This is a genomic window from Paraburkholderia sp. RL17-337-BIB-A (assembly GCF_046025895.1).
GTDB classification, from domain to species: domain Bacteria; phylum Pseudomonadota; class Gammaproteobacteria; order Burkholderiales; family Burkholderiaceae; genus Paraburkholderia; species Paraburkholderia fungorum_C.
Genome location: NZ_JARESY010000004.1, coordinates 652,986 through 664,662 on the forward strand (window position 1 = coordinate 652,986; position 11,677 = coordinate 664,662).

An 11,677-nucleotide genomic window follows, 5' to 3' on the forward strand; every position below is an offset into this window, starting at 1 on the left:
CACAGCGCGAGCGGTCTTGTCTTCAAACGTTGGCCCGGCAACGCGGCCCGCTTCCTTAGAAGATGTTGCGGATACCGACGGCGACACCCGTCTGGTTGTTACGGCCAGGATAGTCCGCGAGGAACGAGCCGGTGCCACGCGTGAAGTCGACCGTGCCGTAGACCTCGGTGCGCTTCGACAACGAGTACTCGGCCAGGACAGTCGCGGAATAGTTAACGCCGACGCCGAGCGAGCCATCGAGATTCGCCGCGTTACGCGCATGATCGTAGTATCCGGCAAACGTCAGCGCCAGCGGCGAGATGACCTGCCATGTCGAGCCGACATAGACACTGTCGTCGATGCGGTTCGGACTCACGTGCGCCAGCGTGGGGGCGCCGGACTGCTGCATATCGATGTCGGCCAGACCGGTGTTGTCCTGCGAATGCAACCAACCTGCTAGCAGCTTCAGCGTTGGCGTGACAGCGTATGCAGCGCTCACATTCACGATGTTGAACTTCTTGCCAGACACGTCATTCTGCTGGAAGCCGACGTCGGCCATCAGGTCGCCGAGCGCGTACTGCGCGGTAAAGCCGTACATGCTGTTCGCGCCAACGCTGCCTGCCACTCCGCCGAAGCCATACATGCCTTCTACGTGCAGGCCACCAAACTGGCCGGAGTACTTCGCGGAGTTGTTGGTGAACAGGAACGGTCCCACCGGGTTATAGACCCAACTATCCTGCCAGAAGTCACCCACCGTCATCGGATCGTAAGTATTACCCATCACGTCGAAGAACGGCGTTTGTTGGCGCCCGAAAGTCAGCGTGCCGTACTTGTCGTTCGAAAGACCTACATAGGCGTTGCGCTGGAACAGCGTGTTGTTACTGTTATCGAGCTTGCCTGACCAGAGCTGAAACTGGTTCTCGAGCTTGAAGACCGCCGACGTGCCGCCACCCAGATCTTCGCTTCCTTTCAAGCCGAAGCGGCTCGGCGTCTCAACGCCTTCACCCATGGCAACTTGACTGTCGTTATTTGAATTGGCGTTGGTCAGGTAGCGCACGCTCGTGTCGACCAGCCCGTAGAGGGTGACCGAGCTTTGCGCGAAAGCGGATTGAGCCGAAAGCGCGAGTAGGGCAACGCCAAGTGCCGCAGTAGTCTTCTTCATGTGGTTTGCGATTGTTATTTGGGCCGGTGATGCAGGAAAAGCTCACTGGCCGAGTTATGGAATTTCGACACGCCGATTGGGATCGGCTCTAATGGTCTGAATGATATTTCCTGAACAAGAAGCGCAGTAATAAACAGGGGGCTGTGTCGTCCGCTTGCAACAGCTCTTGATTGCGCGAGTGCCAGGCATTAGGCGATCGCGTAGTTCACTATGCACAAGCGGTCTGAAAGCTTCGCGCGCATCGGCGCATTTTTTCGAACACGCGATGAAAGCCAATTCGAAGACACCGATCAGAGATGAGCGCTTTTTTCTTCACGAAGACTGTTCAATGAAGATATAAGCGATGACCTTGAAACGCGTCCGCAGAGCAACCGTAGGGGAGGTATAGGTTCTTACACAGATCCGGAACGATGCGACCAGACATTCATGGCTGACAAGGGGTGAACGTCGGGAAAGTGACTGGTGGCCGCCCGACGGGCGTCGTTACCCGTTTGTCCGCTGAGGCCGGGAATTCGCCAACGATTTCATTTCGAGAGTGCCCGCTGTTCTCCGAGACGAGCCGCATGGTCGCAAGATAGTGACAGCCTGAAACGGGTCGGACAGCGCGGCGAGGGACTGAAGAGCCGTCGACGCTGATATTCACAGCGCCCGATAATATCTACTGACTTTCATCGCCCGTGCTCAGAACTTGAAACGCAACCCAGTGCGCGCGAGCACCGCGTGATTGCCGGATGCAGCCGTGACACTCGCGATACTGGCCACTGCGGCTTTGCCTGTCGAATCGACGCCACTCGCCTTCTGATAAACCGCAAGTACATAAACGTCGGTACGTTTCGACAGGTTGTAATCGACCCCCAGGGCGAACTGGTGATAGCGCGATCCCGAATTGTCGACGCCGGCCAGTCGGCTCGTCACGCTGCTGCCGTTCGTATAATCGTATGCGAAGCCTGCGAGGAACGATGGCGTGATCTGATATTTGACGTTTACCTCGGCGTTATTGAACGTGGCCGTTCCCGAGTAGCCGAGCGGGTTCGGTCCGGAGGCCGTCGTATCTCCCATATTCATGAATTTCGTGTTCGAGTAATTCGCGCCAAACGTGGCCGCGCCGAACGTATAGGCGCCGCCCGCCGCGATGACCTGGTAAGTACGCGCGGAAGCATAACCGGAGAACACAGGATTGGTCGATGCAGCGATGTTGTTGGTGGTCGGTCCCGCGCCGTTCGGGTTGTCGCCGAAAAATGAAGTGTTCGGGTTGCGCGCGTTGAGATAGGCGGCACCGAGCACGAGCGGGCCATTTGCGTAACCCGCACCCAGCGAGAACACCTGATTGCGGCCGACCGAGCCGGCCTGTCCACCGAAGCTATAGACTCCGCCGAAAGTCAGGCCGCCGTAATTCGCGCCGGTGAACTTCACCGCGTTGTTGGTGCGCACCGAGTTGTTTTCATTGTCGAGGTCTCCCGGGTGCGCGGCGCGATGGCTCGCCCATTGGTCGGCCGCGCCCAACGGACCGACATAGTCCACCACACTGTCATATTGACGACCCAACGTGACAGTGCCGAATTGCGTGCTGCCGATACCGACGAAAGCCTGCCTTCCGAATAGGGCGCCGCCCTGTCCGAGCTTGCCGCTATTCACATCGAAACCGTTCTCCAGGACGAAGAGCGCCTTGAGTCCATTACCCAGATCTTCGCTGCCTCGCAAGCCCCAACGCGAACCCTGAAGACCGCTCACCGAATCGAGTTGAAAGAGCGACTTGCCAGCCCCCGACGCGGTTTTGACATTGCTCACGTACTCGAGACCTTCATCAATAACGCCGTATAACGTCACGCTGCTTTGCGCATGCACGATGCTGGCGAACGCCATTGCCGTCGCCGCCGCGCAGACGGTTTTTTTACTCATGATTGTCTCCGTTGTTCGTGATATTTTTTACTCGGATTCAATCATATTGATTTGGATGCCAAACTAATAGCGCGATATTCTTATCGAAATACATCGCGGGAAGATTCCAATGCATAACGTGATCAAACAATCTTCGCTGCGTGTAATGCCGTGATATCCGCTTCGGAACGTCCGAGCTCGCGCAACACCTCGTCCGTATGCTGACCTAGAGTGGGCGGCGCGCGTCGCATGGTGGCCGGCGTATCGGAGAACTTGACGGGAAATCCGAGCTGGGGAACGCTGCCTTCCACCGGGTGGTCGATATGCTGCAACAATTCCCGAGCCCGAAAATGCGGGTCGTCGAACGCTTCTCGCATCGAGTGGATGGGGCTTGCTGGAACGTCCGCACGTTCCAGCAGTTCGAGCCAACCGTCGCGCGGCCGGTCTTTGAAGATCGCGCGCAGGGCATCGATTTGCGCATAGGCGGCGTCACCTTGCGGCCATTGATTGGCGAGCCAGTCGTCGCGATCGATCAATCGGCAAAACGACTCCCAGAACTTCGGCTCGATGATGCCGAGCGCGAGCCAGCGGCCGTCCGCGCATTCATATGTGTTGTAGCACGCGTTGCCGCCGGTATTGCGATAAGCGCCGCCGCGCGGCTCGTTGCCGGCAAACAACGCCTCGGCTGCGTGATAGGCAAGGAACGTCGCCGTGCCGTCGAACATCGATACGTCGAGCCATTGCCCCTTGCCCGTCGTATGACGCGCGAGCAAGGCGGCGAGGATCGCGTAGAGCGCCATCATCGAGCCACCGCCAATATCCGATATCAACAGGCCAGGCACGAGCGGTCCGGTGTCGGGACGGCCGAACAGAGGCAGCGTGCCGAGCAGCGCCATATAGTTCAGGTCGTGGCCGGGCGCGAGCCGGTAGGGTCCGGTCTGACCGAAGCCTGACAACGAGCAGTAGATGAGCCGGGGATTGATTGCGGCAAGCGTCTCGAAGCCGAGACCCAGCCGCTCCATGACGCCCGGTCGAAACCCTTCGACAAGCACGTCGGCATCGGCGGCCAACTCGAGCAGCAGCGCTTTGCCCTGCGAGGTTTTAAGATCGAGGGTCATGCTGCGCTTATTGCGGTTGCAAAGCAGGAAGGTACCGGAGTCAGCTACGCCCATCGGCTCGAATTCGCGCTGGTAGTCGCCGCGTACCGGCTCTTCGATCTTGAGCACGTCCGCGCCGAGGTCGCCTAGCAGTTGCGTGCACAAAGCCGCCGGCAGCAGGCGGCTCACATCGAGGACACTGAGATCCTGCAGTGCATTCATGAGCGGCGCGGCGGATTGCCTGCGGCCGCCGTATCGAACAGATGTTTCAACTCGCTTTTCTTGACTTTGCCGGTGGTGGTCAGCGGTAGGTCGGCCTCGGCGAGAATACGGATAATGCGAGGGACTTTATAGGCCGAGAGCGTCTCCCGGCAGAATACCTGGAGCGTTTCTTCGCTGACTGTCAGATCCGTGCGCGCGATCACGATGGCGCCTAGTACCTCATCCTGAATCGCGTCAGGCAGCGCGACGACGAAGGCACACTCCACTGCCGGATGCTGCGCTAGTGTCTCCTCGACTTCGGCCGGCGCCACATTGATGCCGCCCGTCTTGATCATTTCCGTGACGCGTCCGCGGTACACGATTCGCCCGGCATCATCGAGCAAACCTAGATCACCGGAACAGAAAAAACCTTCGGCATCGAAGCACGCGGCGGTGCGCGCGGGGTCGCGATAGTAGCCTGCGAACAGGCGCCCACGAATGCGGATCTCGCCGACCTGGCCTGCGGGCAGCACGGCGCCACTGGTGAGATCGACGATTCGCACGGTAAAACCTGGAAGCGGCGTGCCCATTGTGGTTGAACGAATCTCAAGAGGCTCAGAAGCATCGGTGACCGCGCAATTGCCGTAGGTTTCGGTCAACCCGTACACATTGCAGATTGCCGTCGCGCCGAGAGCCGCGAGCCGTTTGATCTGTTCGGGCGTACCGATAGTCGCGCCGGTGCGCAGCGAGACGAGACGCCGGTCGTCCGGCGTACTCGCATCGGAGATGGCCCGCACCATGTTCGGCGTGCCGTAAAAAACGCTGCATGACTCGGCGTCGATCAGTCTCAGCGCTTCGGCCGCATTGAACGACTCCTGCAATACGATCGTGCCACGATGCGTAAGCAGGTTCATCACCGCGTTCGCACTTCCGAGGCTCCAGAACAGCGATACGGCAAGCCATAGCCGGTCTTCATGCACGACATGCTGGCGTTCGCCGATATACCAGCCGTTTTCGATCAAACCGTCGTGCCGCAGCAGAATGCCTTTGGGCGCCGCCGTCGATCCCGAACTGTAGACGAGCAAAGCGGGATCCGACGGTTCGACGGCAGTGCCGAGCGCCTCGATTGTCGCCGCGGGCACCCCTTCTCCGAGTTGCCGGAACTGTGCGTACGAAAGATGTAAGGTAGATTGCGAGGGCGACGTCGGCTTGTCGCCGATCCAGACAGCCTGCTGCATCCTCGGCAGGCACTCGGCGAGCGGCTCGAGCGACTGGAGTATGACGCGGAAGTCCTGCCGCAGAAAGGTTGCTGCCGCAACCAGTAGCGAGGCCTCCGAATGCCGTAGCGCATATTCCAGTTCGCGCGCGGTTGCCCAGGTATTCAAGCCCACCGCGATCGCGCCGAGATATTGCGCGGCATACGCGAGAACGAGCCACTCGGGCCGATTGCCCATCAAAATCGCAACGCGATCACCACGGCCGATGCCGAGTGCGTGCAGCGCCGCGGCAGTCTGTTTCACCTGAGTAAGCAGTTCCTCATACGTAAGCCGCACGGCGCCGCCGACAATCGCTTCGTGCTCCGGATCGATCGCCGCCTGTTCCTCCAGCAGCAAAGGCAGGGTCCTGCTAACGGGCATCGTCGCCATACGTTTGTCTCCAACGGATGCGAACGTGATATCCGCATTCACCAGGGGCCATCGCAACCGTGGCCTGTTAGGGAAAACACAGGGTGGTACTTTAGCGAGCGGAACACATAATAAATAGAGATATCTTCACATCGGAATCGATCGGCAACTACGATGAAACGACTCAATCTGGTCAATCTCGAGACGGTGTGCTGGATATCGCGCCTCGGCACTTTCCATCTCGCAGCCGAACGGCTGAACACAACGCAGTCGGCCGTCTCAGGGCGCGTGCGCGAACTCGAAAACTCCACGGGTCTTACGTTGTTCCAGCGGCATGGGCGCCGGATGGAACTGACGGTGCATGGGCGCGAGCTGGTGCGGCGGCTGGAGCCGCTGCTGCATCAGATCGAGGACGTGGTGGTGTCGCTCGACAATCCGGGCGCGGCCACCGGGATCGTGCGGATCGGCGTGGGTGAGGCCGTAGCGTTGAGCTGGTTCGGCGAGTTTCTGTCGAAAGTGAAGCGGCTCATGCCGAAAGTCGTTTTCGAAGTCGAAATCAATCTGAACATCATCGCGCGGCAGAAGCTCGAGACCGGCAAGCTCGACGTGGCGATCGTCGCGGGACCTTTCGACGAGCACCGCATCACCAAGCTCTCGGTGGGCTACGCGCGCTTCATCTGGGTGATGTCGCCGAGTCTCGCGGCGGCCTGTCCGCGCGAGGCGGGCGTGCTTGAACTGTTCGAACGCTTCCCGGTATGGTCGTTGCCGCGCCCCGCGACGATGTTCCCCGCAACGCAGGCCGCGCTGCGCGAAATCGGCGTGAAAGCGGTGGATGTCAACACCTGCGACTACCTGAGTGCGCTCAGCCACGTGATCGTCGCGGGGGGCGGCCTGGCGTTGTTGCCCGAGGATCTGGTGGCCGGCGATCTGGCGAGCGGCCGGCTGGTCCGTATGGCACCCGAGTTGCATCCAGAAGACATTGAGTTTTTTGCCGCGTGGCACAGCGATCAGGAGCACTCGGTGCTGCGGCATGTGATCGACGCGGCGGTGGCCAACAGCACTTTCCGGCGCCGTCCGGCCGCGGCGAACACGGTAACGCAAGTGGAGCAACTGGCCGGCATGCAGTCATAACGGTGGGCGGCCTGCGGTTTTTCTGATCCATTGTGCCGTGCAAACATCGTGTTTGCAGATCATTCCGTATCGGAAATTGTAAGTAGTTCGCGGCAAGTGCCTGGTATAGAGTTTGTGTCAATCGCTTCTGACGCGATGCACATCCAAGCCTTGCGGCGGGGTGGCGTTACGCGGGAAACGACACAAAACGATGTACCAGGAGGAGACAATGGCACAGTCGTATCGCACGGCTTCGCACGCTGCCGCGCGCCGCAAACGCAGGACCGGTTCCCGCCTGCGTGCGTTGGCGGCGTTCGCGCTCGGCGCTGCCGCCTGTCTCGCGACGTTCGCGGCGCCGGCTGCCGAGTCGGTCAAGATCTCCGCGTTCGACGGCTCCTTCATCAATTTCCCGCTCTACGTCGCGGCCGACCTGCATCTGTTCGAGAAGCATGGCGTCAACGCCGAGCTGATCTACGGCACGGGCATCCAGACGACCAACATGGTGGTCAGCGGCGCGACCGAGTTCGGCGGTTTCGCTGTCGAGCATGGCGTACAGGTGATCGGCAAAGGGCAGAAGCTGAAGCTGCTCGTACTCAATGAGACCAATCCGCCGTTCGATCTGATCGTGCGTAAAGACCTTCCGCTCGCCAACCTCGCGAAGGGCTATCCGCACAGTATCGGCGACCTGAAGGGCCTGAAGCTCGGCGTCAGCACCCCTGGTGCAAGCGCCGATACGAGTTTGCGTTTGTTGCTGAAACAGGCTGGGCTCGATCCGGATCGCGACGTCCATCTGGTGCCGATCGGGGATCCGACCACGCAACTTGCGGCGCTGCGCAATCACACGGTAGACGGCGCGATGGCGTTCGAACCGATCCAGACCCAGGCGGTGCTCGGCGAGAAAACCGCGAAATCGGTCGTCAACCTGGAAAAGGGCGACGCGGGTCCGGATATCTATCGAAGCTACGCGTTCAACGGCGTATTTGCGCGCCAGGATTACATCGACAAGCATCCCGCGATCGTCAAGTCGGTGGTGGATGCTGTGGTCGAAGCGGAGCAACTCATCAACGACCCGGCGCATATCGATGAAGTCGTGAAGGTCGCCGCGAACCGCATGCATGGCATCTCGCCGGATCTGCTCAAGCAATACATTGAAACGTACCGGGGCATCTTCGTACCAACCGCGACGCCAGCGGCGATCGCCAACGTGAACCGCTTCCTGCAGTTCCAGCAGCAGATCACGACGCCAGTGCCCTATGAGCAGGTGGTGGCGACGGCGTATATGCCGAAGTCGTTCACCCCGACTGCAGGGAAATGACCATGATGAGCCGCAAAGCCGCCCACCGGAGCATGCTTGCCACCTCGCACCCTGACGCGCCGGCACGGCGCCGTAGCCGCACCGCGGTCAAGGTGGTGATCGCGAGAACCTTGCTGATCGTCGCTGTGCTGGCGATCTGGCAGGGCGTCGTGAGCGCGGGGCTCGTCGATCCTTTCTGGATCAGCAGCCCGGTGCTGGTGGCGAAAGAGTTCTGGACCCAGGCAGTAAGCGGCACCCTCTTATCGGATATCGGCATTACCGTGTTCGAAGCATTGGTCGCCTTCGTGATTTCGTCGATACTCGGCATTGCCAGCGGATTACTGCTGGCGCGTTCGCCGTTCTGGGACATGGTGTTCGCCCCGTTGATCGTGGTACTCAACAGCATGCCGCGCGTGGCGATTGCTCCGCTGATCATTCTCTGGTTCGGGATCGGCCTCGCCGCAAAAGTGATTACCGCGTTCACGCTGGTGTACTTCATTTTGCTGGTGAATACACTGAGCGGCGCGAAAAACGTCGACAACGATATCCGTACGATCGCGCTGCTAATGGGCGCCTCCCGTCGCGACATGCTGTTCAAGGTGACCTTGCCATCCGCGTTGCCATGGATTTTCGCGGGGCTCAATCTAGGACTCACGTACTCGCTGCTGGGCGTGATCGTTGCCGAAATTCTCTCTTCGAATCAGGGGCTCGGCTTCGTGATCGCGCATAACGCCGGCAGCTTCAATACCGCTGGCGTATTCGCCGGATTGATCGCGCTCTCGCTGGTTGCGTGGCTATTCGCGATTGTGATGCGCACGATCGAATCGCGTCTGCTGGCGTGGAAACCTTCGACGACGAGCGCCTGATCATGACTGCCCGAACCATTCTCTTTCTTGATGACGATCCGGTTGTACGGATCGCTCGCAGTGTCCTGTGCAATGAACCCGATGCCGGCTGGCTGAAAGACTACTTCGCGCCGGAAGCGCCGGATCTTGCGCCGCTTGTCGACGCCGCGCGAGGCATTACGCGTGAGGACGGCGTGCACATCCAGCTCGCCGACGGCACGGACCCACGAGAATTCGACCCAGCGGTGATCGTATTTCGGCGCGGTGTGGTGTCGGCGGAATGCATCGCGGGTTGCGTGCAGTTGAAGCTGATCCAGCGCCTCGGTGAGCGTCCTGACGGCATCGATCTGGACGCTGCGCGCAGCGCGGGTGTCGCCGTGTCGTGCCTGCCGCGCCGCACACTCGACTTCACGGCGGAACATGCGTTGCTGCTGATGCTCGCGCTCGGCAAGAAGCTCACCGTCAGCGATCGTCTCGTGAGAGCGAGCGACGCGCCGGCGGCAGCGGGCGTCAACGGTGTCGCCTACAACTGGCCGGGCATCGGCGGCTTGACCGGGCTCCACGGGAAAACGCTGGGCGTGGTCGGCCTCGGCGAGGTGGGTACGCTCGTCGTCAAACTGGCGCGCGCGTTCGGAATGAACGTGATCTACACCAAGCGCAAACCGTTGTCCGAGGCCGAGGAAAACACGCTCGGTGCGAGTTTCGACACACTGCCGGGTCTGCTCGAGCGCGCCGATTTCGTTTCGCTGCATGCCGCCAATCTGCCGGAAAACCGCGGGATGATGGGGCGCGCGGAATTTGCCGCAATGCGCGCGCAAGCGTTCTTCGTCAATACGAGTCGCGGCGCGTTGGTGGATGAGGACGCATTGTTCGACGCGCTGCGCTCGGGCGCGATTGCAGGCGCGGGGCTCGATGTGCATGGCGTCGAACCCCGCTCGGCAAATGACCGTTTTTGTTCGCTCGACAACGTCGTTTTGACGCCGCATGTGGCCGGCGGTTCGCGTGCTGGCTTGCTGCCGGAATTGCGCACGCTGATCGAGAACTGCCGCGCCGCGTTCAACGGCGCGGCGTTCGTGCATCGCATCGCATGATGCAGATAGGCGCGCCGAACATGACCGCACTTGAACAGATCGCGCACTGGGTCCAGTCTCCAGACATCGAACGTCTGCCCGATGCCGGGCTTGCGACGGCGCGGCTCGCCTTCCTCGACACGCTCGCCGTTACGCTGATCGGCTCGCGCCGCGCTGCACCGCGTATCGTCGCGAGCCTCGAACCGGTGAACTTGCCACATTCCACGGCATCGCTCGTCGGCATGTGTAGCAGGACATCTGTTGCACGTGCCGCGTTGATCAACGGGACCGCGGCGCACGCGGATCTGTTCGACGACAACAGTGCGCCGATGATTGCGCATCCGAGTGCGTCGCTAGTGTCGGCGTTGTTGCCGCTTGCCCAGTCTATCGGCGCAAGCGGGCACGACCTGCTGCTTGCGTACTGCGTGGGTTTCGAAGTCGGCGTGAAGCTGGGCCGCGCCGTGAATCCGGCGCTGTACGAGCAGGGCTGGCATGTGACCCGCGTACTCGGCGTGCTGGGTGCGACCGCGGCGTGTTGCCGGCTGGCGCGCGTGAGCGTCGAGCAGACCATTCACGCGCTCGGGATCGCCACCTCGGCGGCAGGCGGTTTGCGGCAACACTTCGGCACCATGACGATGGCGCTGCATGCCGGTTGGACGGCCCGCGACGCGATCGAATCGATGCAACTTGCCGCGCGCGGCTTCGATGCCGATCCGGCGGGGCTCGACGGTCGCTATGGACTGGCGCGTGTCTTTGCGCAGAGCGAAGTCCGATTGCCGAACCTCGGCGAATCGTTCGAACTGATCGAATCGGGGATCATTTTCAAGCCCTATCCGTGCGGTGCGCCAACGCATGCCGCTATCGACGCCGCGCTTTCGTTGAGCGCGAACCAGCGGATCGATCCGGCGCAAATCGAATGGGTCGTGTGCCACGTGCATCCGTGGAACGCGATGACGTTGCGCGATGAACGGCCGTCAACCGCCAATCAGGCACGCGTCAATCTGCGCTTTTGCGTGGCTGCGGCACTGCGCTTCGGCCGGGTGACACCTGACGAGTTTTCCTCTGACGCATTACGTGATCCGCTCGTTCAACGTCTGATGAGCGCGACCGATATCAGAGTCGATGCCAGCCTTCCCGACAACGGTGAATTTCCAGCCGCAGTCACGTTACAACTGCGCGACGGGCGCACAGTGACAGAGCGCCGCGATGTGCCACCGGGTGGAACCGGCCGTCGTCTCGATGCGGCCCAGATTCAGGCGAAGTTCCGTCAATGCGCCGCGGGCGTATTGACCGACCAGACTTGCGGGCGGGCGATCACCGCGCTGACACGTCTCGACGCTTTGGCCGATGTTGACGCGCTCGCGCGCGCACTGGAAGGCGATGGCCCGCAAGCTGCAGCGCCAGCAGCCTAGATCA

At 61.0% G+C, this 11,677-nt stretch carries 9 protein-coding genes; 5 read left to right on the forward strand and 4 right to left on the reverse strand.

Annotated elements, in window-relative coordinates:
• Positions 1 to 55: 55 nt before the first annotated feature.
• The 4 genes from P0D84_RS47990 to P0D84_RS48005 all read right to left on the reverse strand — a co-directional run bounded on the left by P0D84_RS47990 (position 56) and on the right by P0D84_RS48005 (position 5,963).
• Complete coding sequence (locus P0D84_RS47990) at positions 56 to 1,141, reverse strand: porin (RefSeq protein ID WP_408351433.1); 1,086 nt, start codon at positions 1,139 to 1,141, stop codon at positions 56 to 58.
• A 681-nt stretch (positions 1,142 to 1,822) separates the two neighbouring features.
• Positions 1,823 to 3,040 carry a porin gene (locus P0D84_RS47995; RefSeq protein ID WP_408351436.1) on the reverse strand — a complete coding sequence of 406 codons (1,218 nt, stop codon included), beginning with the start codon at positions 3,038 to 3,040 and terminating at the stop codon, positions 1,823 to 1,825.
• Positions 3,041 to 3,162: 122 nt separating this feature from the next.
• Positions 3,163 to 4,338, reverse strand: a complete 1,176-nt coding sequence (locus tag P0D84_RS48000) for a CaiB/BaiF CoA transferase family protein (protein WP_408351439.1) — start codon at positions 4,336 to 4,338, stop codon at positions 3,163 to 3,165.
• Entirely contained in the window at positions 4,335 to 5,963 is a 1,629-nt protein-coding gene (locus P0D84_RS48005) for a class I adenylate-forming enzyme family protein (RefSeq protein ID WP_408351442.1), read from the reverse strand. The genes P0D84_RS48000 and P0D84_RS48005 overlap by 4 nt, the downstream gene beginning before the upstream one ends.
• 153 nt (positions 5,964 to 6,116) lie before the next feature.
• On the opposite strand from P0D84_RS48005, the gene P0D84_RS48010 reads away from it, so the two are divergent.
• The 5 genes from P0D84_RS48010 to P0D84_RS48030 all read left to right on the forward strand — a co-directional run bounded on the left by P0D84_RS48010 (position 6,117) and on the right by P0D84_RS48030 (position 11,673).
• Complete coding sequence (locus P0D84_RS48010) at positions 6,117 to 7,073, forward strand: LysR family transcriptional regulator (RefSeq protein WP_408351445.1); 957 nt, start codon at positions 6,117 to 6,119, stop codon at positions 7,071 to 7,073.
• 208 nt (positions 7,074 to 7,281) lie between these two features.
• A complete protein-coding gene (locus P0D84_RS48015; RefSeq protein WP_408351448.1) occupies positions 7,282 to 8,367 on the forward strand; it encodes an ABC transporter substrate-binding protein in 1,086 nt (361 codons plus the stop codon).
• Between the two features lie 2 nt (positions 8,368 to 8,369).
• Positions 8,370 to 9,212 (forward strand): ABC transporter permease, encoded by an 843-nt coding sequence (locus P0D84_RS48020; protein ID WP_408351452.1) that lies wholly within the window; start codon positions 8,370 to 8,372, stop codon positions 9,210 to 9,212.
• A 2-nt stretch (positions 9,213 to 9,214) separates the two neighbouring features.
• Positions 9,215 to 10,282: a 2-hydroxyacid dehydrogenase gene (locus tag P0D84_RS48025; protein ID WP_408351455.1), complete on the forward strand. Its 1,068-nt coding sequence runs from the start codon at positions 9,215 to 9,217 to the stop codon at positions 10,280 to 10,282.
• Positions 10,283 to 10,302: 20 nt separating this feature from the next.
• Entirely contained in the window at positions 10,303 to 11,673 is a 1,371-nt protein-coding gene (locus P0D84_RS48030) for an MmgE/PrpD family protein (RefSeq protein WP_408351458.1), read from the forward strand.
• The last annotated feature ends 4 nt before the right edge of the window (positions 11,674 to 11,677 follow it).